Consider the following 23,666-nt stretch of genomic DNA (forward strand, 5'->3'; position numbering starts at 1 on the left):
CACCTGTATGATCCAACACTATTTATCTACTAAAATAAAACCCTATGCAGAGTCTAAATTCGTTAAAATTCGGGTTTGGCAAACGCCGGGCTCATATCATTAATTATTCTGCTTGAGCTTCGCGTTTCGTATTTCTATTAATTATCGCTACTTGATGGCGAGCGGTATTCACCAAAATTTTTTGATTCTGAATTTACATGCGAAGCCATTTAAATGGCTGCTGTAATGATGGTTATTTCGATGTCGGCATGATAAAAAATTGTCGACGAAACCGTAAAAAACGCAGACCCAGAATGCCGACAGTATATCTATAAGTCCTGATAAAGCAAAGCAACACCTGCATATGACCTCGAATTCACAGCTACCGCCATTACCAGCGCCTCCTGCAAGCGCCGAAAGGCCTTTCATCAGCCATCAGGATAAACCGGCCAGTGACCGGGTAACGCAATTGTTAGTGGATGAAAGCTCTGAAACTCAACGCGTGGATAACTATCTTGCCAAAGTGCTCAAAGGCGTTCCCAAAAGTCATATCTATCGTATCTTGCGTAGCGGGGAAGTCCGCGTCAATAAAAAACGTGTCACTGCCGAATATCGTTTGCAACTGGGTGATGAGGTCAGGGTGCCCCCTATCCGCATTGCAGAGGCTGCGCCTAAGCCTGGCCTGCCTACAGTGAAACCCAAGCTTGCAGATATGGTCATTTATGAAGATGACGCCATGCTGGCGTTGAATAAACCTGCCGGAATAGCGGTTCATGGCGGCAGTGGTATCAGCCTCGGTGTGATCGAACAATTACGTCTGGAAAGGCCACAAGCCAAATTTCTCGAATTGGTACACAGGCTGGACAGAGAAACTTCCGGTGTATTGATGATCGCTAAAAAGCGCTCCGCCTTGACTGCCTTGCATGAAGCCATGCGCCAGCACAAAATGGATAAGCGCTATGTCATGATGGTGCAAGGACAATGGCAGGAAGCGAAAAAGAAAGTCACGCTGGATTTGCAAAAATATGTCACTGAAAGTGGTGAGCGGCGCGTGCATGTGGTTGACCAGCCTTTACTGAACACTGAACCAGGTGGACGGAAATCACTCAAATCCAGTGGTGTGATTGCCAAACAGCACGCAGCTAAAGGCAGGTTTGAGGTAGAAACACAAACTTCTGAAACCTGGTTTTATCTACAAGAGTCACTTGGGCAATACAGCTTGCTACAAGCGAAACTGATTACCGGACGCACGCATCAATTACGCGTGCAATTGTCTCATCTGGGCTTTCCGATTCTCGGCGATGATAAATATGGTGATTTCGCGTTGAACAAGCAACTAAGTAAACAGCGGTTGAAGCGCATGTATTTACACTCCAGCGAAACGCGTATCGCGCATCCCTTAACCGGAGAGCCGTTACACCTCGTGGCACCATTGCCGGCTGAACTGGAAAATTTCTTGCAACATCAGCGTCAACTGAATGTTGAATAATGTTTTTTTGATCTAAATACCAAGGTGACACGTGAAGCAGTTTGATTTAATTGTTTGGGATTGGGATGGCACCATAGCGGACTCGACCGGCATGATTACGCAGGCACTGATTAAAGCTGCTGCAGAGGCAGGTTTGCCTGAGCTTAGTGAAGAGCGGGCGCGTAGCATCATAGGTCTGGGTTTGCGTGAATCGATCGAAGTACTTTTTGGCGATATCCCCAACTTTCAGGCCCAAGCCCTGGTTACTCATTACAACCAGCATTACTACGCAGCTGAAAATACCATCCTGCTGTTTTCCGGTATTGCAGAAACGATTGCCGGCATTGCCAGGAAAGGCTGCAAGCAGGCGGTCGCTACCGGTAAAGGCCGGCGCGGATTGAATACTGCTTTGCAACAATCTGGCCTGGTGAAATATTTTAGTGCAACCAAAACCGTCGATGAATGTTTTTCGAAACCCCATCCGCAAATGCTGGATGAGCTGATGGATGAACTGGTGGTCATGCCTGAGCGCACATTGATGATAGGCGACTCGCAATATGATATGCAAATGGGTAAAAACGCCGGTGTCATCACAGCAGCCGTGACTTATGGCTCGCAAACAGCCACGCATTTACAGCAGTATTCCCCTAATCATATGTTTCATGATGTGACAACATTGGGCGAATGGTTGTTGGAATCAACATGAGTGCCGCTCTATTGACCTTTAACAGTGACGATCTGTTGGAAAAAGGGGATGGGTTGCGCTTTGCCATTCCGGTATTAGGGCCGCATGCCACCGGGTTTGTGGTGCGTTTTCAGGGTAAGCCCTATGCTTATGTCAATCGTTGCGCGCATGTGCCAGTAGAATTGGACTGGGAGCAAGGGAAATTTTTCAATATGACACAAGAGTGGTTGATTTGCGCGACCCATGGCGCCATGTATGCTCCTCAGAGCGGTCGCTGTATTGTGGGGCCATGTCAGGGTAAATCGCTGTCGCCTATCCCTGTCAGTGAGCAGGATGGCGTCGTGACCGTACACCTGGATCAGTTCTAGCTGGGTTTTTACAACATCTTTTTAGCGCATGATGACTAAAATAGTGGCAAACTGATTAAAATTGTTAAAGTGACTAAAATTTATTATCGAAAGTCGAGTTATGCAAGAAGAGAACCAGCAGTCGCCAGATCTGAATAATCACCAGCCTTCACAAGCGGCCGCGATTTCCAGTCTGGAAAAAATAGCATTAGCCGGCTTGCAAGAGCAAAAAGTATCAAGACGCTGGTCTGTTTTATTCAAGTCTTTAACCTTTATCTACCTGTTTTTCCTGTTGCTGATGTTATTGGGCTGGGTAGGAACCAACAAGAATTCTTCATTGGCACATACCGCCTTGATCGACATCAATGGTGTGATCGAAGCTGGTGGCCAGGTGAATGCCGATGCTGTCATCAGCAGCCTGAAAGATGCCTATGAGCATAAAGGCACCAAAGGCATCATCTTGCGTATCAACAGCCCGGGTGGCAGCCCGGTACAAGCCGGCATTATTAATGATGAAATTCATCGCCAGCGCAAATTGCACCCTGAAGTGCCTGTTTATGCGGTCGTTGAAGATATCTGCGCCTCAGGAGGTTATTACATCGCCGTCGCAGCCGATAAAATCTTTGTTGATAAGGCCAGTATTGTCGGCTCAATCGGCGTTTTGATGGATGGCTATGGATTCACCGAGTTAATGAAAAAAGTCGGCGTAGAGCGCCGCTTGATGACTGCCGGTGAAAATAAAGGCATGCTGGATCCATTCTCACCGGTGAACCCAAAACAACAAGCATTTGCACAGAGCATGCTGGATCAAATCCACCAGCAGTTTATTAAAGTGGTGCGTGAAGGCCGTGGTAACCGCCTGAAAGAAAACGAACAAACTTTCAGTGGTTTGTTCTGGAACGGTGAAGAAAGTATCAAGCTTGGCTTGGCAGATGCTGAAGGTAGTGCGGATTATGTGGCGCGTGAAGTGGTCAAGGAATCTGAAATCGTAGATTTCACTTACCAGGAAACCGTGGTTGACCGTTTTGCCAAAAAACTGGGTGCAAGTATGGGGCAGGAGTTAGGCACAAAAGCGAAAGCATGGTTGCCAACGCTACGTTAACGAGATAAATGAATAAATAAAAAGGGACAGCAATGTCCCTTTTTATTTTATTTGAATGCCCGTAAGCATTTATTTTTTGGTCTTATTCTTTTCGTTACGTTGCTTGAGTTTGGCGCGGAGTTCGTTTTTACGACGACGCATAGTCACAAGACCTTCCCCTTGTTTTCGCTCGTCTTCCTTGTCAAACGGGTTATCACCCTTGTGATATTGCACTCTTAATGGCGTCCCGACCAGTTGGAAGGCTTTGCGGAAAATGCCTTCCAGATAACGCGTATAGCTATCCTTGATGCCATCAATATGGTTGCCGTGCACGACGACGATCGGCGGGTTGCTACCACCTTGGTGAGCATAACGTAATTTTGGGCGGATACCACGGGTAATCGGTGGTTGATGTTGCGTAGTGGCTTCTCCCAATACGCGTGTTAATTGCGGTGTTGCCAGTTTGGCCATCGCAGCTTTGAAGGCGACATCGACTGAGCTTAACAACTCATTCAGGCCTTTTTTACGCAAGGCGGAAATGTAGTGGAATTTGGCGAAGTCCAGGAATTGCAGTTTACGGTCAATCTCGCGCTTGATCCACTCGCGTTCATCGTCTTGTAAGCCGTCCCATTTGTTGATGGCTACTACTAACGCACGACCAGAATCCAGGATATAAGCAGCCACGTGCGCATCTTGTTCGGTGATACCTTCTTTGGCATCGACTACCAGAATGGCGACATTGGCATCTTCAATCGCCTGCATGGTTTTCACGACAGAGAATTTCTCTACCGCTTCAAATACTTTGCCGCGTTTGCGTACACCTGCGGTATCAATAATGATGTAATTTTTGCCGTCTTTTTCGAGTTCGATTTCGATTGAATCGCGCGTAGTACCTGGTTCATCAAATGCAATTACCCGGTCTTCACCGAGCAGGGCATTCACCAGGGTGGATTTACCCACATTCGGGCGACCCACGATGGCGATTCTAGGCGTATCCGGGTTGATAGGCGCAGACTCTTCTTCGATCTTGTCCGCAATGGTTTCAAGTGCGATCTCTATCAAGTCACGCACACCTTCGCCATGCGCTGACGAAATAGATAATGGTTCGCCGATGCCAAGCTCATGAAAGTCTGCGCTGACGACAGCTTTGCGCATCCCTTCGGTTTTATTCACGGCTAGCAATACCGGACGTTGAGCCCTGCGTAAAGTCTGCGCAATGGTAAATTCTTGCGGCGTAAGCCCGGCACGTGCATCCACCAGGAAAATAATCACATCAGCTTCATCAATGGCTAGCAGTGTCTGCTTGGCCATTTCTTTCAGAATGCCGCTATCAGCAGTCGGTTCAAAGCCACCGGTATCAATCACCAGATACGGCTGGCTTGCGCCCATGCCACGGCCATAGTGACGGTCACGTGTTAGTCCAGGCAGGTCAGCAACCAGCGCATCACGGGACCGGGTCAGACGGTTAAATAAGGTGGATTTGCCGACGTTTGGTCGGCCAACTAGAACAATGGTGGGTAACATTATTTGTATGTGACGGCATAAATGTGCCCATCACGTGATTGTGCCAGAAACTGGTTATTCGTTCCTGCAACCAGTGACATGATTGGTTTGGAGCCAAGCTGAATGCGGCCTACAAAGCTGCCATCGTCCTGACTTAATAAATGTATATAGCCTTCAAGATCACCTACGGCAACCACACTACTCAATGGTAATGGAACTGTCAGGAGGCGGTAGCCAAGATTACCCTGGCGCCAGAAGGTTTTACCATTGCTGTTATCCAAAGAGTAAACAGACCCGATGGTATGGCTTAAATAAATTTTGCTGTTATCCACGCTCAGGCCAACATAGCTGGAGATATCACGGCTCCATGCAACCTGCCCGCGTTGTCGATCAACGCCAGCTACTTTACCTTGGTAGGCAACCACGTAAACGAAAGCACCATCCACAAACGGCAGGCTGGTAATATCGGCGATACGCTCGATTTCAGTCACGCCTTTAGGCTGGGCAACGGTGGCTTCCCACAACAGTTTGCCATTGTCGGCCCGAATGGCAACCAGTTTGCCACCAGGAAAGCCTGCATAGATAGCACCGCCATCCACTACGATCCCAGCCTGGTTTTTAAGTGATAGCGAAGGGGTCGCGCGTTCATATACCCATTTACGACGGCCATCAGCGGCATCTATACCGTAAATATGATGATCACTGGTACGCACAATGACAGTACCGTCGTAATAACGCGGTTGTCCTTGAATCTCGCTGCTCAGGATGGCACTCCATAGCTTTTTGCCATTCATGTTCAACGCATATAAATGTCCCTTATTGGTGCCAGCCAATACCAGCCCGCCACCAATGCCAGCACTGCTGCTGATCGCCTCATCCAGCTCGGTGCGCCATAAGATTTTGCCATTGTCAGCAGCGAGTTGCATGACGCTGCCTTCAGCATTGACGGCATAAATCATGTTATCAGCCAGCACTGGCGCGTACGTATAACGACCAGGCTCGCCCACGTCGGTCGACCATGCTACGCGCGTTTCGTAAGAGCTCTTGATCTCTTCAAGTTCCACTGGCGGATTAGCCGGCTCAGCCCCGAAGATACTTTCGCTCAAATTAGTTTTCACATCATTGAACGCGGTACACCCGCTAAGGCCGCTGCCAAGCAACAACAAAGCAGACAGCGTGAATACATTCAGCGTGGTTGATTTTTTCATGCGCAGGGCAGGGAGGTGAGGCAAACGTTGCATGTTAACCCAATGCGTCCAGTTTTTGCTGAGTCAGGTAAAACAGTTTACCTTCAGGATCCAGGCCTTTGAGCGCTTGCAGATAAGCTTCTTTTGCTTCTTTTTCTTGTTTTTTGGCAATGTAGATATCGCCAAGCATGGTGTTTTTCAGTCCATCAAACCCTTTGTCATTGATGGCTTCCAAGGTTTTCTTGGCATCATCGAAAGCATTAAGTTCGATTTGCAGACCTGCGATTTCAATGGCAGCCATTTCTCTGATCGCAGGTTCTTTGGCTTCAGCCAGCGCCCAGTGCAATTGTTTCTCGGCGGCTTCATTTTGTTTCGCTTGATGCAAGGCGCGTGCTGCAAATAAAGCGGCTCTGCCGGCATAAGGTGTCATGCTGAAATCGTTTTGTAATGCCTGTGCATCTTTGGAGATTTGCTCGGCTTTTTTATCATCCACGTCCAGCAATGAAGTGCTCACCAGTGTTTGATAGGCTGTGGAGGCGGCCGTGGCTTTGCTGTTCATCCAGGATTGATAGCCTTGCCAGGCGGCATAGGCAACAATAGCGACCAATACCAGGCGGATCGCCATCTTGCCGTTTTTGTTCCACCAAACTCTGAACTCGTCGAGTTGTTCTTGTTCTTCCAAATCGTACGCCATGATATTTTCCTGCTTGTTTTTTGTGTGAGTGATTATGCGGTTGCTACACGCAAGCCCTGACCGGGAATTGCGCTAAGTAATTGTTGTGTATAAATTTGCTGGGGTGCATTATAAATGTTTTCTACGCTTCCTTGCTCAATTACTTTGCCTTTTTGCATGACCAGCACTTCGTCTGCAATGTGTCTGACCACTCTTAAATCGTGCGTAATAAAGAGGTAACTCAGCCCCATTTCATGTTGCAATTGTTTTAATAGCAACAGAATTTGTGCCTGCACAGAGACGTCAAGTGCTGAAACCGGCTCATCACAAACCACCAGCTTGGGTTGCAGAATCAATGCACGTGCGATGCCTATGCGTTGCCGCTGACCACCGGAGAACTGATGTGGATACTTTTGCGCATCTTCAGCTTTCAATCCAACCTTTTCCAGCATTTTGATGACTTCGTCTCGCTGCTGGCTGGCATTGCCGATGCGGTGGATTATCAGGCCTTCACCGATAATGTCGCCTATCCGCATTCTGGGATTCAATGAGGCAAACGGATCCTGAAAGATCATTTGAATATCGCGGCGGGCAATACGCAAGGCAGATTTACCCAATGCCAGGAAGTCTACGCCATCAAACACAACCTGGCCGCTATCCAGCGGTAATAGGCGTAATACGCCACGTGCCAAGGTGGACTTTCCACTGCCAGATTCACCGACAATCGCGAGCGTCGTTCCGCGTTTCAATTGCAGGCTGACATCATCTAGTGCGCGAATGCTGTGATTGCCCAAACCCAGTACGCCTGTACGATGGGTATAGGTTTTTACCAGATGATGTGCTTGCAGGATCAAATCGGACATATGCACTCCGTCAGGCAGGGGTTAACCAGTCATAGGTCATCGGCTGTAACGTTTTTTTACCTTCAGCATCTGGTACGCAGGCTAATAACGCTTTAGTGTATTGATGTTGCGGGCTATGCAGCACTTGCGCAACCTTGCCCACTTCGACAATTTCACCTCTGAACATCACAATCACTTCATCTGCAATATCCGCTACTACACCAAAATCGTGCGTGATAAACAGCATGGCCATCTGCATACGGTCTTTAAGTGCTTTCAACAAACCCAACACCTGCGCCTGCACGGTGACATCCAGCGCGGTGGTCGGCTCATCTGCAATCAGCAAAGCCGGCTCACAAGCAATGCTCATGGCGATCATCACACGCTGGCGCTGACCACCTGAAAGCTCATCTGGATAGCTATTCGCGCGTGTCGGATCAATGCCTACCTGTTGCAATAAATCGGCGACTTTTTGTTTAAGTGCAGCGCCTTTGAGCCCTAAATGGGTTTGCAATGGTTCACCGATTTGAAAGCCTACGGTCAGCACAGGATTCAACGAGGTCATGGGTTCTTGAAAAATCATGCCTATTTGCCGGCCGCGTATGCTTTGCATGGTTTTTTCGTCCAAGGCTGTGATGTCCTGATCCAGGAATAAAACTCGCCCCCGCATACGCAATTGCGGAGACAGTAATTTCATCACACTCAACGCGGTAAGGCTTTTTCCGCTGCCTGACTCACCTACAATGCAGGTGGTTTTTCCACGTTGTAATGATAGGGAGACGTTATGCACCAGTTTTCGTTCCGGCGCATGGGCAGGATAAATACTTAACTGATCAATGCGTAGAATTTCGTTCATGGTAGACAATAAAATACGCAGAGTATTTTGCTGGACGCCGACAATGATTCCGGTGAAACAGATGCATAAGAGTGTGTTTTTTCAGCCATCCGATCTCCTTGTTGCAGCTTATGCTGCCTCTACGATACCCGGGACTTGCTCAATATTCACCCGGGTTTGTTCGCCCTGGCCCAACATCGGTTTTAAGCTGATTTGATTAGTTGCTGCTTCATCATCGCCAAAAATGGCAGCGAAGCGTGCGCCGCTACGATCTGCTTTCTTCATCTGCGACTTAAAGCTGCCGCCGCCAGCATGCAGGACCACGCTCAGCCCCATATTACGCAGGGTTTCCGCCACGGTAAAGGCTTTTTGTTCTGCCAGTTGACCCACATTCACCAAGTAAATGTCAGGTTGATTCTGAGCATTAACGCCATATTCCTGCATAAGTAGATATACACGTTCCAAGCCAATGCCAAAGCCACAGGCAGGGGTGGCATTACCACCGATACGCTCAACCAATGTATCGTATCGCCCGCCACCAGCAATTGTGCCTTGCGCGCCAAGTTTGGTGGTGACCCATTCAAACACAGTACGGTTGTAGTAATCCAGCCCGCGTACCAAGCGGTGGTTGATTGTATATTTAATCTCGGCTTGAATTAACAATTGACAGAGATTTTCAAAGTGTTTTTTGCTTTCATTTCCCAGGACATCTATAAGCTTAGGGGCAGCTTGGCACATCTCCTGCATTTTTGGATTTTTGCTATCCAATATTCTTAGAGGATTTGTATGCAAACGACGCTTCGCTTCTTCGTCTAGTAGATCAATATTTTGTTCAAAATATCGAATTAACCACTCCCTATATTCTGCACGCTCATCGGCATCACCAATACTATTAATCTGTAATTCGACATCCTGTATGCCTAGGGCCTGCCACAACCGTGCCAGTAACACGATTTGTTCTGCATCCACATCCGGGCCTTCAAAACCAAACGCTTCGACGCCGATCTGGTGGAACTGGCGCTGGCGGCCTTTCTGCACATTTTCGTGGCGGAACATAGGGCCCATATACCACAGTCGTTGCGGGCCGTTGTAGGTAAGGTTATGCTCGACCACCGCGCGTACACAGCCGGCAGTGCCTTCAGGACGCAAAGTTAACTTGTCACCATTAAGCGCATCTTCCCAGGCATACATTTCTTTTTCGACAATGTCTGTATGTTCACCCACGCTGCGTATAAATAATTCGGTAGGTTCCACCACCGGCATACGGATATTGTTGTAACCATACTGGCTCAAGATTTTGCGTGCGGTATCTTCCAGTTTGAACCAAAGCGGTGTGGCTTCCGGCAATATGTCATAGAAACCTTTGATGGATTGGAATTTTTGGGTCATTGCTAACAGTTGTTGCTTGAGTTATTGGGGGATGGCGACAATAGGGATGACACTGGCTTTGCTAGCGCGCAATTTTCCGCCTTCTGCATAGTGGGCGCGCACATAATCATCGACGATCAATTGGAATTCCTGGGCGATATGGTCGCCTTTCAGGGTCACCGTTTTTTCGCCATCCACAAACACAGGCGCGACCGGTGTTTCACCAGTGCCTGGCAGGCTGATGCCGATATTAGCCAGTTTGGACTCGCCAGGGCCGTTCACGACGCAACCCATCACAGCCACATTCAGTGATTCAACACCCGGATATTGGCTGCGCCAGACCGGCATCTGGTTACGTAACCAGGTCTGGATTTGCATCGCCAGCTCCTGGAAATAAGTGCTGGTTGTACGGCCACAACCAGGGCAGGCGGTCACTAAGGGGGTAAATGAACGTATGCCCATGGTTTGCAGGATTTCCTGCGCGACCACAACTTCTTTTGTACGCGATTCATTCGGTTCCGGTGTCAGCGATACGCGTATGGTATCGCCTATGCCTGATTGCAATAAAATCGCCAGGGCAGCGGTTGAGGCGACAATACCTTTTGAGCCCATGCCTGCTTCGGTGAGCCCCAAATGCAGAGGGTAATCGCAACGTTGGCCAAGTTCGGTATACACCCGAACCAAGTCTTGTACATTACTGACTTTGCAGGAAATAATAATCTGGTCGGGGCTCAGGCCAAGATCTATGGCCTGTTGCGCACTTTCCAGCGCGGATTGGATCAGTGCCTCACGCATCAAAGCATCGGCAGATAATGGCTCGGCCAATTTGCCATTGTCATCCATCATTTGCGCCATCTTGGCTTGATCCAGGCTGCCCCAGTTTACACCGATACGTACTGCTTTTTTGTAGTGGATGGCCGCTTCAATCATGGCGCCGAATTGTTCATCACGCTTACTGCCTTTACCGACGTTGCCGGGATTAATGCGGTATTTAGCCAAGGCCTCTGCACATTCGGGATAAGCTTGCAGCAGTTTATGACCATTAAAATGGAAATCACCTACCAACGGCACATTGCAACCTAACGCATCCAGGCCTTTGCGAATGGTAGCGACCTGTGCGGCAGCTTCAGCAGTGTTTACGGTGATACGTACCACCTCAGACCCGGCCTGCCACAACTCATAAACCTGGCGTATGGTGCCTTCAGCATCTGCCGTGTCGGTATTTGTCATACTTTGTACGACCACCGGTGAGGATGTCGTGCCATACAGGCCGCCACCGACTGCGACGTGGCCTATCATGACCTGGCGGGTATTTCGACGTGAGAGCATGCTTATTTCAATTGAATACGTGCAACACGGCCACGTGTCGCCTGGGTTAAGTCATAGGGTTGATTATCAATGGTCAGTTGCGTACCTTGGGCATGACCGACAATCACGTTAACCGGTTTTTCAGCCGTCACATTATGCTCGCTGCCTGCAGTAAGGACTTCACTCAATACTTTTTTGCCTTGCATGTCCTCTATGCGTACCCAGGAGTCTTCAGTGACCCTGAATACCAGAATGGCTTTCTGCGGATCAGCAGATTTAAGGGTGGTGCTTTCCACTACATTGTTGGCAGCTGGGGTAGGCGTGCTTACGATCGTGCTATCGGTAGGCGATGAAGCGATATTGGTCGGTTCTGCAGTCAGGGTCTGCGAGACTTCAGGCGCATTGCCAGCTGCAGGTTCTGTCGCTGGTAATGTCGTGGGGGCGACTGCATTTTCCGTAGCCGCCGTTGCATCATCGGGTGGTGTGGGAGATGTTACAGCGTCAGTCACGGGTGCCGGAACATTGATCTCTTGCCCGGTTGTTTCACTGATCTCATCGACATCCAGCGCCAGTGAGGCATTTTTAAGTGCTTGCGGTTTGATATGGTTCACATAAAAGTAAGCCAGTATCGCAGCCAGGATGAGGAAAATAAAAAACGTTAATATACGTTGCGGACGAATAGTGCGCGCCGGCTTGTCAATAACAGACGGGCTGGCGTTGGATCTGACACTGAGTGGCAAAGGTGCCGTGCTGGGTACCATACGCTGATAGGCTGCAAGCACCGGTGTGACATCTATATTCAGCAGCCTGGCATAGTTACGGATAAATCCGCGCACGATGCTGGGTTGTGGCAGTTTGTCAAAGTCATCCTGTTCAATCGCCTGGATCTGCTTGACACCCAAACGCAACTGGCTGCAAACCTCATGGATGCTGAGGCCTTGTGATTCACGTGCGGCTTTCAAAATGTTTCCACAGCCTGAGCCAGGTGTCAAAGCCACAGGGGACTCTTCAATGATGGGTGCTTCGTTATCTGGTGAAGAAGGTTGCATGCTGTCCGTATCGTTTATTATTGCGGTTGAAAGCGTATCAAAATTTTGTGCTTCAACGCCGTTGATTGGTGACAGCTCAGGCATAGTCTCTGAATCAACTTTGCGCTTGCGCCCACGTCTTGGTTTATCTGCCGTCTCTGCTTGCAGAGCGCTGACGTTATTTCTATCTTCTGACGTCACTTGCATTTACTCCATTTTCAACAATTGTTTGGTTTCGTTGGAATTTGGAAACAATTTATGCAGTTGCACACTGTAATGATGTGCCTCATCGTGCATTTGTAAAGCACGGTAGATGCGCACGGCTAGCAACAGTGATTCTGGGGTCGGGGCGACACTGACACTATTCTGCAAAGTGTTCATGGCGGCAGTGGCATCACCACGACCAAATTGCAAATTGGCTAATTGATAAGCGCTGGCATGTGCCAATGGATCAACTTGCAATGCTTTGCTGAAATATGCCTCAGCTTGCGGTTTCTGCTTGCTACGCAGGGCGCATACGGCTGCATTGTAATAAGCCACCTGCGGTGTTTTATAGAGGGGGTTTTTAACCGCCAGCATGAATTCTCTTTGTGAATCCTCATAGCGCCCCTGGTCACACAAAAAACGGCCATAGTTATTATGGGATTCCGAGTTGACCGGTTGTAATTGAATCGCACGCTGAAAAGCCGTTTCAGCACGTGATTTGTCGCCTAAGGCTGCATATACCAGTCCCTGGCCATTATACGCAAGTGCGTAGCTTGGGCTGCGTTCAATCGCGGTATTGAACTCTTCCAGCGCAACGTCATAACGTTTGAGGCGGAAATATTCGGCACCCAATTCGGTATGCACGCGGGCAGATTCAACATCTCCAGTTTCGCGGCCAATCGGCTGCTGATCATAAGGGGCAGTATTGGATGCGCCAGAAGGATTTTGTGCGCAACCGGGCAGCCACAAGCCTGCAGCCAGCAATATCAGTAAATGTTGCACAAAAAAGTGTTTTTTCATGACTTATTGGCCAGGTTGCAAGGCATCACGCTCAATTGCGCCAGATTGTATGGCGATCGTTCTTTCTGTCCGACGGGTTTTGTCGAGCACTTTGCCAGCGAGTTGACCGCAAGCGGCATCAATATCTTCACCGCGCGTTTTGCGTACAGTGACCACGTATCCAGCCTGCATTAACATATCACGAAAAGCGCGTACCTGCATGGGTTTGGAGGTGCCGTAACCGCTGTTCGGGAAAGGGTTGAACGGGATCAGGTTGAACTTGCATGGCACGTTGCGTACGACATCGAGCAATTGTCTGGCATGCTCGAGTGTGTCATTCACCCCATCAAGCATGACATATTCAAAGGTAACAAAGTCGCGTGGGGCTTTTACTAAATAGCGTTCACATGCGGCCATCAAGTCTTTAATCGGGTATTTCTTGTTAATAGGCACTATTTCATCACGCAATGCATCATTGGGTGCATGCAATGATACCGCCAGCGCAACCGGGCAATCTTCTTTCAGCTTATCCATCGCTGGCACCATGCCACTGGTAGACAAGGTGACACGGCGGCGGCTCAGACCATAAGCGCTATCATCCAGCATGATCTGCATGGCGGTGACCACATTGTCGTAATTGGCGAGCGGTTCACCCATGCCCATCATGACCACATTTGAAATGATCCGGTCACTGGCCGGCAGCATGTTGTAGCCTTCTGATTGACGCAGTGAATGGTTGGCAATCCATAGCTGGCCGATAATTTCAGACACGCTCAGGTTGCGGTTGAAGCCCTGGCGACCGGTGCTGCAAAATGTGCATTCAAGCGCACAGCCAACCTGGCTGGAAATGCACAAAGTGCCACGGTCATCTTCAGGGATAAAAACGGTTTCTACGCTATTGGCGGTGCCGTCTTTCAGGTTATTTGTGCCTATCAGCCATTTGCGTGTGCCATCGTCGGAAATTTGTTCCAACTGCACATCTGGTAATTTAAATTCGGCTTCCTGTCGCAATTTTTCGCGCAAGACTTTAGCAATATCTGTCATCTGGTCGAGGTCTAGCACCCCGTAGTGATGCATCCAGCGCATGAGCTGCTTGGCACGGAAGGGCTTCTCGCCGATACTTGTGAAGTAGTCGGCGAGTTGCGGTTGGTTCAAATTCAGTAAATTAACCAAAATTCCATTTCTCGATTTCAATCAATAGCCTACTCGATCATCAGCCTTTAAATCGTTCGGGCTTCAAAACCAGTGAAGGCATGCTAAAAAATGATGAGGCTTCTAAGGTGCATCTGTCAGAAAATCATTTTCTAGCAGGCAACGCCGTTTCCGGCGAAGCTTTAATGATTATCCAAAGAAGTATTTGATTTCAATAGCTGCATTTTCCAGGCTATCGGAACCGTGTACTGCGTTTGCATCAATGCTTTCAGCAAAGTCAGCACGGATAGTGCCAGGCGCTGCGTCTTTAGGGTTTGTTGCACCCATTAATTCACGGTGCTTCAATACGGCATTCTCGCCTTCTAACGCTTGAATCATGACTGGACCGGAAATCATGAATTTCACCAGGTCGTTGAAGAAAGGGCGCTCTTTGTGAACAGCGTAAAAGCCTTCAGCTTCAGCCTGTGTCAATTGCGTGAATTTAGCAGCCACGATTTTCAAGCCAGCGTTTTCAAAACGTGTGTAAATTTGACCAATCACGTTTTTTGCAACGGCATCTGGTTTGATAATGCTAAGTGTACGCTCTAAAGCCATGAGAACTCCAATATAGTTAATTAACAAGAAAAATCAAACAGCTATTCTACTATTTTTAACGTGATTGATAAACCTTGATTGCGGATTGTTTATCTATGTGTGCCTCATTGATTCCCGGTAGCTTTATTTTCAATAGCCTAAATAACGCGCATTCCCTGCTTTATTTTTTCTATCCATCTAGTTTAGATGTTTGTATGATGTGATTGTTTTCAACGATGCAATTAGTTTTCAGCGTAGAAGAGAGATCTTTCCATATATGGTAAATACAGAACAGACTATGCATGCTTGCCCGGCGTGTGGCTTGTTATGCGACGATATTTCGGCGGATACAATTGCCAAACAGCAGTTTTCGTGTGGCAAGGCGGCGAAATTCTACGCCCGGTCTACCTCTTTGAATGTGCAGCCCCAAGTAAATGGACAGGCTGTTTCCCTGCCGGAAGCGGTAAAAGCCGCGGCCGCATTGTTGCAGCAAGCACAATCGCCGTTGATAGCCGGTAGCAGTACAGATGTACATGGCGCCCGTGCATTGGTAAGCCTGGCCAACCAGAACAGTGCGGATATGACGCACTTGAATGCAGACAGCACATTGCGCAATATGAAGGTGTTACAGCATAGAGGCTGGCAAACCACCACATTGACTGAAGTGCGCAACCGCGCCGATGTGATCCTGATGATAGGCACCGATGTCGTCACGCATAACGCACGTTTCTTTGAGCGTGTGGTATGGGTGGATGAAGCCATGTTTACTGAACCGGCAGCCCGTAAGATTATTTACCTGGGTGGCGATCAACTCAAAACGCAGGCCGGTGTTGCACCGGATGGCCGCGCCCCGCAAGTGATTGCCTGTGCAACCGAGCATTTACCTGAAGTCGTCTCTGCCTTGCGCGCCCTTATTATGAATAAACCTCTAGCTGGCGAAAGTGTTGCGGGTGTGCCAGTCAGCACACTCGCCGAGCTGGCTGAGACATTGAAAGCCGCCAAGTATGCTACTTTGGTCTGGATATCTAAAGACCTCCATTTCAACCACGCAGAATTAACGATAGAGAACATTACCGAAACCGTGGTAGCACTGAACCAGAAATCGCGCGCCATGGGTTTATCTTTAGGCGGTAGCGACGGTGATACCAGCGTTAACTACGCGCATACCTGGTTGAATGGTGTGATTATTGATGCGCCAAACTGGCAAGAACATGATGCGGTGGTGTGGGTGAACAGTTTTAGCCCGGAAGCGATGCCGCCTGCCGAAGTTTCGCCAGTGATTGTGCTGGGCGCAGCTGATAGCAAGTTCACCACAGTACCCGCCGTGTTTATCCCGTTAGCCACACCAGGCCTAGATAGCAATGGTCAGCAATTCCGCGTTGATGGCTCTGTGACTTTGCCGCTGACAGCAGCGAAACCTTCTGATGTCCCTACTTTATCCAGAGTAGTTGCTTTGATTGAACAGGCCATAGCCAATGAAGGGAAGTCGGCATGATTACGTTGCTAAAAAATGCCAGGGTAATTGATCCTGCCCATCATAAAGATGGCGTACTGGAAGACATTTATATCCGTGATGGCCGCATTATCGCCAAGCCCGCCGAGACTGAGAAAATCGACCAGGCGCATGAGCTGAACGGCAAAATAGTGATGGCCGGTGCGATTGATATGCACAGCCATATTGGTGGCGGCAAAGTGAATATTGCACGCATGTTGCTACCTGAATACCAGGACATGCGCCGCATGCAGGAACCTGAAGCGCATATCTGCGGGGCCAATTGCAGCCATCATGCAACGCCCAATACCACCGATACCGGGATGCGCTATATCGAGATGGGTTATACAGCTGCGTTTGAGCCTGCGATCCTTGCAGTGAATGCACGCCAGGCACATATGGAAATGGGTGATACGCCCATGATCGATAAAGGCGGCTACGCCATGCTCGGCAACGATGATTATTTGTTGCGTTTACTCAGCCAAAATGCTGACCAGAAAACCATTAATGATTATGTCGCGTGGACTTTGCATGCAACACAAACCATAGGCATCAAGGTTGTGAACCCCGGTGGTATCTCCGCCTTCAAGTTCAACGAGCGTCGCCAGGATCTGGACCAGCAGCACAGCCATTACCACATCACGCCGCGCCGTATTTTGCAGGCGTTGAGCCGTGCCGTGAATGACCTGGGCATCGCCAAGCCATTACATGTGCACTGTAACAATCTGGGAGTGGCTGGCAACTTCCAGACGACCTTGGATACGATGGGTGCCAGTGATGGCTTGCCCATGCACTTAACGCATATCCAGTTTCATAGCTATGGTACTGAAGGCGATAAGAAGTTTTCTTCCGCTGCGGCCAATATCGCTGAAGCTATCAATAAAAACAAACACATTACCGCTGATGTCGGCCAGATCCTTTTTGGACAAACCGTCACCGCCTCTGGTGACAACATGATGCAGCATTTGAATGCAAAAGTGGCCAACCCGAAAAAATCGGTGATTATGGATATTGAGTGTGATGCCGGTTGTGGCGTGGTGCCATTTAAATACCGTGACGAAAATTATGTGAATGCCTTGCAGTGGGCGATCGGCCTTGAGGTCTTCCTGAGTGTGGATGATCCATGGCGTGTCTTCCTGACGACTGACCATCCGAACGGTGCACCATTTACTACCTATCCGCATTTGATCCGCTTGCTGATGGACAAATCATTCCGTAATGATGCCTTCGATAAATTGAACCTGGATGCGCAAGCGATGAGTAACCTGAAAGCGCTGGATCGCGAATACACGCTTTACGAAATCGCCACCATGACACGTTCAGCGCCGGCCAAATTGATAGGCTTGCAAGACCGGGGGCATTTAGGCGTTGGTGCCGCCGCCGATATCACCGTCTACACCGAGCAGCCTGACAAAGAAGCCATGTTCAGCAAGCCTGACCTGGTATTTAAAGATGGTGAACTGGTAGTGAAAGAAGGGAAAGTCATTAAAGTAGTATGGGGCGCTACCCATACTGCCAAGCCTGCATTTGACCTGGGCGTTGAAAAAGACATCAAGCAGTATTTTGATCGCTACCACACCATGCAAATGCAACACTTCAAAATCAGTAATGACCATATTGCGGAAGATGGCCGCAACCATGTCATTAACCATGTGCAGGGGGCATGATGGTTATCAACGGCGTAGAAATAGACGACACCTTTGCTGAAGCATTCAATATGCGCGCCACGCGGGTATTGATCACCGCGCAAAACTTGCGCTGGGCTTATAACGCAGCCAATGCCATGACTGGTTTTGCCACCAGCGTGATCGGCTGTGGTGTAGAAGCCGGGATAGAACGCGAACTGACTGAGGACGAAACGCCGGATGGCCGTCCGGGTGTCAGTGTGCTGTTGTTTGCCATGGGTAGTAAAGTGCTTATGCAGCAGCTGGAAACCCGCATGGGGCAATGTATCCTCACTTGCCCGACGGCGGCCGCATTTGCCGGCATTGAATCGGAGGATATGATCAGCCTCGGTAAACATCTGCGCTTTTTTGGCGATGGCAACCAGATATCGAAACAGATCCCGAATGCCGAGGGCAAACTGAAGCGCTATTGGCGTATTCCAGTGATGGATGGTGAGTTCCTTACCGAAGAAACCACCGGTATGGTGCGCGCGATTGGTGGCGGTAATTTTCTGGTGTTGGGCACCAGCCAGGCGCAAGTTTTGACTGCGTGTGAAGCAGCGATCGATGCCATGCGCACTTTCCCGAATGTGATTATGCCGTTTCCGGGTGGCGTGGTGCGTTCCGGCTCCAAGGTGGGCAGTAAATATCCCAAAATGTTTGCCAGCACCAATGATGCCTTCTGCCCGACATTAAAAGGCGCGGTGAAAAGCGAGCTCGATCCGCGTGTAGAAAGCGTGATGGAGATTGTAGTGAATGGCCTGGCATTTGAAGATATTGCCGCTTCTATGAAAGCCGGTATTGAAGCTGCCTGCGGTTTGGGAAAAGAGAATGGCATTTTGCGTATTTCTGCCGGTAACTATGGTGGAAAACTGGGCCCACATCACTTCAAGCTGCGTCCAATTTTAAGTGGGGAGGCCGTATGAGCCATATCGTCTTAACCGCCAAACCGGTCTCGCGCCAGATTGATTGCCGTGCATTGTCGCCACAAGCTTTGCAGGGTAAAACGGTTTCTGAAATTACCGCTATCAAACTGACTAAACATTTAACGGTGGATGAAGTATTCGAGGTAAGCGTTGATAACAGTGTTGAAGCATTGAAAGTCAGCTTTAAAAACACCGATTCACAGCATGCTTATATTGGTTTTGGCATGACTACTGGCCAGGTGATTGTTGAAGGGGATGCCGGCGATTTTCTGGGTGCACAACTCCAAAATGGGGTGCTCATCTGCAAGGGAAATGCTGGCGCACGTGCTGGTGATCGCATGCGCCGAGGCATGTTGCTGATTGAAGGGAATGTCGGAGACTATTGTGCTTCTGACATGATGGCGGGTACCTTGGGTGTGCTGGGCAATACCAGCGCTTATTTAGGCTACGGCATGAAACGCGGCACACTTTTGCTGGCAAAAACACCTGCGGCACAAGCGACCTGGATTGATTGTGGGCCGCATAAATTACCTTTCCTCAATATCCTTTATAAATCATTCAAATTGCTGGATAGCCGGTTTGCTGACATTAGCAGTTTGCGTGTACACCGCTGGATGGGTGATATGGGCGGTTTGGGCAAAGCAGAAATTTTAGTGATTCAATAAATTTTGATCTGGATCAATTATTATGAAACGGGCGCTAAGCCCGTTTTCTTTTTTGCACATTTCCCTTTTTCATTCAGCGGCTTAGGGTGGTAAAATGCGACTCTTTGAAACAAAGCTACTTCGCAAATGAGTCAATACCTCACCGTCGCACTCTACAAATTCGTTACTCTGGATAATTACAAAGACCTGCAACAACCTATCCTGGAACAATGCCTGATGCTCAGGATTAAAGGCACTTTGCTGCTGGCGAATGAAGGTATCAATGGCACCATTGCCGGTAAGCCGGAAGATATCAAAGCAATTTTGAATTACCTGCGCCAGGATCCGCGCCTGGCAGAACTGGAGCACAAAGAATCCTGGGCTGACAGCCATCCGTTTTACCGCATGAAGGTCAAGCTGAAAAAAGAGATTGTGACCATGGGTGTGCAGGGCGTAGACCCCAATCATGTGGTCGGCACTTATGTCAAACCCGAAGACTGGAATGCGCTGATTTCAGATCCGGATGTGATTTTGCTGGATACGCGTAACGATTACGAAGTGCATATCGGTACTTTTAAAAATGCAGTTGATCCGAAAACCACCACTTTTCGTGAATTCCCCAAGTATGTCGCAGACAATCTGGATAAAACCAAGCACAAAAAAGTAGCCATGTTTTGTACCGGCGGAATCCGTTGCGAAAAAGCATCCTCCTTTATGAAGCAGCAAGGGTTTGAAGAGGTATATCACTTGCAGGGTGGCATTCTCAAATACCTGGAAACCGTACCCAAAGAAGAAAGTTTATGGGAAGGCGATTGTTTCGTATTTGATCAGCGCGTTGCGGTCAAACATGGGCTGGAAGTTGGCGATCACGACCAGTGCTACGCTTGCCGCATGCCGCTGACCAGTGAGGAGAAATTGAGCGAGCAATACGAAGCAGGTATCTCTTGCCCTTATTGCTATGAAAAACTCACAGAAGACAAACGGGAATCGCTGCGTGAGCGTCAAAAACAGGTCAAGCTAGCCAAGGTGCGCGGGCAAAGCCATATCGGGGACAAGCAAAAGAATCAAAGTGGTAAGTGATTTTCAAAATTGTGAATACATTTACTAGGTCTGACTAGTGCCCATTAATTGAACGCGAGCATTGAGTTTGCCTGATGGCCTTAAAAATCTTTCCTCGGCTGTATAGTGCCGAGTATCTCTTTCTTTGCTAGCTGCAAACCTGAGCATCAAATCACATCCAGCGGACTAGCCACGCCACGCCCGCCAATATTCACTACCTGCGTGTAAATCATGGTGGTGCTTACATCGGCATGACCCAATAACGCCTGCACAGTACGAATATCCTGCCCGCCCTGCAATAAATGAGTAGCAAAACTGTGGCGGAATGTATTGGGCGTCACTAATTTTTTAATACCAGCCTGTTTCACCACCTTTTTAACTGCACGTTGTACAGTTTTTTCGTCGGCATGATGACGGAAAATAGTGCCCGTTTGCTGGGTGACTGAAAGCCTGCTCGAAGGGAAGGCATATTGCCAGGCCCACTCCTTACCGGATTCGGGATATTTCCTGGCTAAGCCAGTTGGCATTCTGGTTTCGCCAAATCCTTTAGCCAGGTCTTCTTCATGTAATGACTGCACTTCCACTAAATGCGCCTTCAATGGTTCAACCAGGCTGGCAGGCAACAACGTGATGCGATTCTTGTAGCCTTCAGTATCCCTTACAAAAATCTCAAGTTTGGCAAAATCAATGTCAGCAACGCGCAAACGTAAACATTCCATTACTCGCAAACCGCTGCCATACAACAAGCTGGCTATTAACCACATCGATCCATTCAAGTTAGAAAGAATAACTTGCACCTCGTGTTTGGTCAGTGTCACAGGCAGCGTTTTGCTGGCTTTTAGTTTGACCAGATTTTCCATCACGGGTAATTCACGTGCCAGTACTTGTTTGTACAAAAATAACAAAGCACTTTTAGCCTGGCTTTGCGTGCTGGCCGAGACTTTTTTCTCTTCAGCCAGATGGTTTAGATACGTTTCGATTTCTGCTATGCCCATATCACGCGGATGCCGCTTGCCATGAAATGTGATAAAGCGTTTGATCCACTGGATATAAGATTCTTCAGTGCGTTTACTGTATTGAAGCGTACTCAGACGCTCAATGATACTAGGGAATAATTTAGGTTGAGTCTTTTTTTCTGGTGTGCTATTCATTAATAAATACCCTATAAAAAGGTGCACTAAAATGTATATTTTTATTGAAAAATATAAATAAAGAATAATTTAATTAATTATAGACCAAAAGATAAATAAAATTTCAATTGCAAGATTCAATTAACTTGCGACATGTATATCCACCAGCACTGATAGCTTTTCATTGGTAGAAACTGGCAGTCCGAATGCAGTAAACTGGGTATTCAGCTGATATTTGGATAAAAATACAACTCACCTGCATGGCTAACAGAGGGAGAAAAGAAATGACTGCTAAAAATACGATTTGTCTTTGGTTTGATGGTGCAGCGCTAGAAGCCGCAAATTTCTATGCTGCCACATTTCCTGATAGTAGCGTGGGTGCTGTCCATTTCGCGCCTGGCGATTATCCTTCTGGCAAGCAAGGAGATGTATTGACCGTTGAATTCACCGTCATGGGTATACCGTGCCTAGGTTTGAACGGCGGTTCGACCTTCAGACACAATGAGGCATTTTCGTTTCAGATAGCAACAGATGACCAGTCCGAGACCGATCGTTTGTGGCATGTGATTGTCAGCAATGGTGGGCAAGAGAGTGCTTGCGGCTGGTGTAAGGACAAGTGGGGAGTTTCATGGCAAATCACACCGCGTGCGTTGATCGCAGCGATTAGTGATCCTGACCCTGCTGCAGCGAAACGTGCGTTCGAGGCAATGATGCAAATGCGTAAGATCGATATTGCAAAAATTGAAGCTGCACGACGTGGGTAGTGTGTAAGTAAGTTAGCAATATAGTTTGTGTGAGTAATATTGATTGAAACATGTGAGCACCGTTGCATTCATTCGTCAGTCACCACATTAGGGCTGGACGTATACAACGCCAGTCCGTACTATGATGAAAAAGTTAAGCAATGTTAGATTGACGAGGTTAATGTGGCTATCCAGTTTTTACCTATAATCAAGGCCTTGGCGCCTTATATCGCGCAGGTGGCAACTTCGGCTGTACCTGCATTTACTTCCAAACCTGAGGCGGCGGTCAAGGTTGATCCTTTGCTGGTCAAGCAGATTGAGGAGTTGCAGTCTGCAGCGCTCCAGAATGCAGAGTCTATCCATGTATTGGCAGAAAAAATGCAGCAGGCCATCCAGCAAATTGAAGCCGCTGCGCAAATAGCCAATAAACAGGTCACTGCCTACAAGACCATGTTGTTTGTTTCGTTCGGCTTGTCGATTGCAGCGATGTCAGCATGTATTTACCTCCTGGTCAGATGAATATTTAAATAAATTACCCAGAGACAAAAGCCATGAAACCATGTATTGCGATGATTACGCTAGGGGTGGATAACCTTGAAGCTTCATTGAGGTTTTATCGTGATGGCCTGGGTTTGGTCACTGAAGGCATCATGGGCACCGAGTTTGAGTACGGGGCGGTGGTGTTTTTTGAATTAAAAGGTGGCCTGAGACTGGCCCTCTGGCCACGTAACAGTCTTGCACATGACGCTACACTCCCGGTTTCGTCTCCTGGCCCGGCAAGTTTTTCGATAGCTCACAATGTTGGTTCAAAAGCCGAAGTGGACGAAGTCCTGGAACAGGCCAGAAAGAGCGGGGCAATGATTACAAAGCCGGCGCAGGATACTTTCTGGGGTGGCTATGGTGGATATTTTCAGGACCCGGATGGTCATCTCTGGGAAGTGGTCTGGAATCCGGAGTGGCGAATTGAAGAGTAAAGTTAATTCTTTACTGATGAT

General features: G+C 48.4%; 24 protein-coding genes. 12 read left to right on the plus strand and 12 right to left on the minus strand.

The window, feature by feature from the left end; translation table 11 throughout:
• The first annotated feature begins 343 nt into the window (after positions 1–343).
• The 4 genes from VK958_RS09110 (at position 344) to VK958_RS09125 (ending at position 3,581) form a co-directional block, all read left to right on the plus strand.
• Positions 344–1,468, plus strand: a complete 1,125-nt coding sequence (locus VK958_RS09110; protein ID WP_325240874.1) for a pseudouridine synthase — start codon at positions 344–346, stop codon at positions 1,466–1,468.
• A gap of 31 nt (positions 1,469–1,499) precedes the next feature.
• Positions 1,500–2,153 (plus strand): HAD family hydrolase, encoded by a 654-nt coding sequence (locus VK958_RS09115; protein ID WP_325240875.1) that lies wholly within the window; start codon positions 1,500–1,502, stop codon positions 2,151–2,153.
• Positions 2,150–2,500, plus strand: coding sequence for a Rieske (2Fe-2S) protein (locus tag VK958_RS09120; protein WP_325240876.1), 351 nt, complete (start codon positions 2,150–2,152; stop codon positions 2,498–2,500). The genes VK958_RS09115 and VK958_RS09120 overlap by 4 nt, the downstream gene beginning before the upstream one ends.
• A gap of 100 nt (positions 2,501–2,600) precedes the next feature.
• Positions 2,601–3,581, plus strand: a complete 981-nt coding sequence (locus tag VK958_RS09125; RefSeq protein WP_325240877.1) for a S49 family peptidase — start codon at positions 2,601–2,603, stop codon at positions 3,579–3,581.
• Between the two features lie 69 nt (positions 3,582–3,650).
• Here the strand turns inward: VK958_RS09125 and der are convergent, their stop codons facing one another.
• From der to ndk, 11 genes are all read right to left on the minus strand, one after another.
• On the minus strand, positions 3,651–5,084 hold the full coding sequence (gene der, locus VK958_RS09130; protein ID WP_325240878.1) for a ribosome biogenesis GTPase Der: 1,434 nt from the start codon (positions 5,082–5,084) through the stop codon (positions 3,651–3,653).
• Positions 5,084–6,304, minus strand: coding sequence for an outer membrane protein assembly factor BamB (bamB, locus tag VK958_RS09135; protein WP_325240879.1), 1,221 nt, complete (start codon positions 6,302–6,304; stop codon positions 5,084–5,086). The genes der and bamB overlap by 1 nt, the downstream gene beginning before the upstream one ends.
• Before the next feature lies 1 nt (position 6,305).
• Positions 6,306–6,944 (minus strand): YfgM family protein, encoded by a 639-nt coding sequence (locus tag VK958_RS09140; RefSeq protein ID WP_325240880.1) that lies wholly within the window; start codon positions 6,942–6,944, stop codon positions 6,306–6,308.
• Between the two features lie 32 nt (positions 6,945–6,976).
• Entirely contained in the window at positions 6,977–7,786 is an 810-nt protein-coding gene (locus VK958_RS09145; RefSeq protein WP_325240881.1) for an ATP-binding cassette domain-containing protein, read from the minus strand.
• A 10-nt stretch (positions 7,787–7,796) separates the two neighbouring features.
• The gene (locus VK958_RS09150) at positions 7,797–8,621 is read right to left on the minus strand and encodes an ABC transporter ATP-binding protein (protein ID WP_325240882.1); all 825 of its coding nucleotides are present in this window, start codon (positions 8,619–8,621) and stop codon (positions 7,797–7,799) included.
• A gap of 108 nt (positions 8,622–8,729) precedes the next feature.
• On the minus strand, positions 8,730–9,989 hold the full coding sequence (gene hisS / locus VK958_RS09155) for a histidine--tRNA ligase (RefSeq protein ID WP_325240883.1): 1,260 nt from the start codon (positions 9,987–9,989) through the stop codon (positions 8,730–8,732).
• 21 nt (positions 9,990–10,010) lie between these two features.
• The gene (ispG, locus tag VK958_RS09160) at positions 10,011–11,297 is read right to left on the minus strand and encodes a flavodoxin-dependent (E)-4-hydroxy-3-methylbut-2-enyl-diphosphate synthase (protein WP_325240884.1); all 1,287 of its coding nucleotides are present in this window, start codon (positions 11,295–11,297) and stop codon (positions 10,011–10,013) included.
• A gap of 2 nt (positions 11,298–11,299) precedes the next feature.
• Entirely contained in the window at positions 11,300–12,511 is a 1,212-nt protein-coding gene (locus VK958_RS09165; protein WP_325240885.1) for a RodZ domain-containing protein, read from the minus strand.
• On the minus strand, positions 12,512–13,309 hold the full coding sequence (gene pilW, locus VK958_RS09170) for a type IV pilus biogenesis/stability protein PilW (protein WP_325240886.1): 798 nt from the start codon (positions 13,307–13,309) through the stop codon (positions 12,512–12,514).
• Positions 13,310–13,312: 3 nt separating this feature from the next.
• Positions 13,313–14,461: a dual-specificity RNA methyltransferase RlmN gene (gene rlmN, locus VK958_RS09175; RefSeq protein WP_325240887.1), complete on the minus strand. Its 1,149-nt coding sequence runs from the start codon at positions 14,459–14,461 to the stop codon at positions 13,313–13,315.
• A gap of 168 nt (positions 14,462–14,629) precedes the next feature.
• Entirely contained in the window at positions 14,630–15,034 is a 405-nt protein-coding gene (ndk, locus tag VK958_RS09180; RefSeq protein WP_055825381.1) for a nucleoside-diphosphate kinase, read from the minus strand.
• A 256-nt stretch (positions 15,035–15,290) separates the two neighbouring features.
• Here ndk and VK958_RS09185 point away from each other — a divergent pair, with 256 nt between their 5' ends.
• The 5 genes from VK958_RS09185 to trhO all read left to right on the plus strand — a co-directional run bounded on the left by VK958_RS09185 (position 15,291) and on the right by trhO (position 20,819).
• Positions 15,291–16,508 carry a formylmethanofuran dehydrogenase gene (locus VK958_RS09185; RefSeq protein WP_325240888.1) on the plus strand — a complete coding sequence of 406 codons (1,218 nt, stop codon included), beginning with the start codon at positions 15,291–15,293 and terminating at the stop codon, positions 16,506–16,508.
• Positions 16,505–18,172 carry a formylmethanofuran dehydrogenase subunit A gene (locus tag VK958_RS09190; RefSeq protein WP_229007469.1) on the plus strand — a complete coding sequence of 556 codons (1,668 nt, stop codon included), beginning with the start codon at positions 16,505–16,507 and terminating at the stop codon, positions 18,170–18,172. Before VK958_RS09185 ends, VK958_RS09190 begins: the two co-directional genes overlap by 4 nt.
• Positions 18,172–19,095 carry a formylmethanofuran--tetrahydromethanopterin N-formyltransferase gene (fhcD, locus tag VK958_RS09195; protein WP_325240964.1) on the plus strand — a complete coding sequence of 308 codons (924 nt, stop codon included), beginning with the start codon at positions 18,172–18,174 and terminating at the stop codon, positions 19,093–19,095. The genes VK958_RS09190 and fhcD overlap by 1 nt, the downstream gene beginning before the upstream one ends.
• Positions 19,092–19,760, plus strand: a complete 669-nt coding sequence (locus VK958_RS09200) for a GltB/FmdC/FwdC-like GXGXG domain-containing protein (RefSeq protein WP_325240889.1) — start codon at positions 19,092–19,094, stop codon at positions 19,758–19,760. Before fhcD ends, VK958_RS09200 begins: the two co-directional genes overlap by 4 nt.
• A 126-nt stretch (positions 19,761–19,886) precedes the next feature.
• Positions 19,887–20,819 (plus strand): oxygen-dependent tRNA uridine(34) hydroxylase TrhO, encoded by a 933-nt coding sequence (gene trhO, locus VK958_RS09205; RefSeq protein WP_325240890.1) that lies wholly within the window; start codon positions 19,887–19,889, stop codon positions 20,817–20,819.
• Between the two features lie 146 nt (positions 20,820–20,965).
• Here the strand turns inward: trhO and VK958_RS09210 are convergent, their stop codons facing one another.
• A complete protein-coding gene (locus VK958_RS09210) occupies positions 20,966–21,949 on the minus strand; it encodes an integron integrase (protein ID WP_325240891.1) in 984 nt (327 codons plus the stop codon).
• 263 nt (positions 21,950–22,212) lie between these two features.
• Between VK958_RS09210 and VK958_RS09215 the strand changes: the two genes are divergently transcribed.
• The 3 genes from VK958_RS09215 to VK958_RS09225 all read left to right on the plus strand — a co-directional run bounded on the left by VK958_RS09215 (position 22,213) and on the right by VK958_RS09225 (position 23,645).
• A complete protein-coding gene (locus VK958_RS09215; protein ID WP_325240892.1) occupies positions 22,213–22,692 on the plus strand; it encodes a VOC family protein in 480 nt (159 codons plus the stop codon).
• A gap of 162 nt (positions 22,693–22,854) precedes the next feature.
• Positions 22,855–23,190: a hypothetical protein gene (locus VK958_RS09220; protein ID WP_325240893.1), complete on the plus strand. Its 336-nt coding sequence runs from the start codon at positions 22,855–22,857 to the stop codon at positions 23,188–23,190.
• A gap of 32 nt (positions 23,191–23,222) precedes the next feature.
• Complete coding sequence (locus VK958_RS09225; RefSeq protein ID WP_325240894.1) at positions 23,223–23,645, plus strand: VOC family protein; 423 nt, start codon at positions 23,223–23,225, stop codon at positions 23,643–23,645.
• Positions 23,646–23,666 lie beyond the last annotated feature (21 nt).

Source organism: Methylophilus sp. (assembly GCF_035460085.1).
Taxonomy (GTDB): Bacteria; Pseudomonadota; Gammaproteobacteria; order Burkholderiales; family Methylophilaceae; genus Methylophilus.

What these genes read in the sequence shown, in the direction of transcription:
- VK958_RS09215 (WP_325240892.1), top strand. Translation starts at nt 22,213, where the DNA reads ATGACTGCTAAAAATACGATTTGTCTTTGGTTTGATGGTGCAGCGCTA.
- VK958_RS09150 (WP_325240882.1), bottom strand. Translation starts at nt 8,621, where the DNA reads ATGAACGAAATTCTACGCATTGATCAGTTAAGTATTTATCCTGCCCAT.
- VK958_RS09225 (WP_325240894.1), top strand. Translation starts at nt 23,223, where the DNA reads ATGAAACCATGTATTGCGATGATTACGCTAGGGGTGGATAACCTTGAA.
- bamB (WP_325240879.1), bottom strand. Translation starts at nt 6,304, where the DNA reads ATGCAACGTTTGCCTCACCTCCCTGCCCTGCGCATGAAAAAATCAACC.
- der (WP_325240878.1), bottom strand. Translation starts at nt 5,084, where the DNA reads ATGTTACCCACCATTGTTCTAGTTGGCCGACCAAACGTCGGCAAATCC.
- VK958_RS09165 (WP_325240885.1), bottom strand. Translation starts at nt 12,511, where the DNA reads ATGCAAGTGACGTCAGAAGATAGAAATAACGTCAGCGCTCTGCAAGCA.
- pilW (WP_325240886.1), bottom strand. Translation starts at nt 13,309, where the DNA reads ATGAAAAAACACTTTTTTGTGCAACATTTACTGATATTGCTGGCTGCA.
- ndk (WP_055825381.1), bottom strand. Translation starts at nt 15,034, where the DNA reads ATGGCTTTAGAGCGTACACTTAGCATTATCAAACCAGATGCCGTTGCA.
- VK958_RS09120 (WP_325240876.1), top strand. Translation starts at nt 2,150, where the DNA reads ATGAGTGCCGCTCTATTGACCTTTAACAGTGACGATCTGTTGGAAAAA.
- fhcD (WP_325240964.1), top strand. Translation starts at nt 18,172, where the DNA reads ATGGTTATCAACGGCGTAGAAATAGACGACACCTTTGCTGAAGCATTC.
- VK958_RS09140 (WP_325240880.1), bottom strand. Translation starts at nt 6,944, where the DNA reads ATGGCGTACGATTTGGAAGAACAAGAACAACTCGACGAGTTCAGAGTT.
- VK958_RS09145 (WP_325240881.1), bottom strand. Translation starts at nt 7,786, where the DNA reads ATGTCCGATTTGATCCTGCAAGCACATCATCTGGTAAAAACCTATACC.
- VK958_RS09125 (WP_325240877.1), top strand. Translation starts at nt 2,601, where the DNA reads ATGCAAGAAGAGAACCAGCAGTCGCCAGATCTGAATAATCACCAGCCT.
- ispG (WP_325240884.1), bottom strand. Translation starts at nt 11,297, where the DNA reads ATGCTCTCACGTCGAAATACCCGCCAGGTCATGATAGGCCACGTCGCA.
- VK958_RS09110 (WP_325240874.1), top strand. Translation starts at nt 344, where the DNA reads ATGACCTCGAATTCACAGCTACCGCCATTACCAGCGCCTCCTGCAAGC.
- VK958_RS09200 (WP_325240889.1), top strand. Translation starts at nt 19,092, where the DNA reads ATGAGCCATATCGTCTTAACCGCCAAACCGGTCTCGCGCCAGATTGAT.
- hisS (WP_325240883.1), bottom strand. Translation starts at nt 9,989, where the DNA reads ATGACCCAAAAATTCCAATCCATCAAAGGTTTCTATGACATATTGCCG.
- VK958_RS09190 (WP_229007469.1), top strand. Translation starts at nt 16,505, where the DNA reads ATGATTACGTTGCTAAAAAATGCCAGGGTAATTGATCCTGCCCATCAT.
- VK958_RS09185 (WP_325240888.1), top strand. Translation starts at nt 15,291, where the DNA reads ATGGTAAATACAGAACAGACTATGCATGCTTGCCCGGCGTGTGGCTTG.
- trhO (WP_325240890.1), top strand. Translation starts at nt 19,887, where the DNA reads ATGAGTCAATACCTCACCGTCGCACTCTACAAATTCGTTACTCTGGAT.
- VK958_RS09210 (WP_325240891.1), bottom strand. Translation starts at nt 21,949, where the DNA reads ATGAATAGCACACCAGAAAAAAAGACTCAACCTAAATTATTCCCTAGT.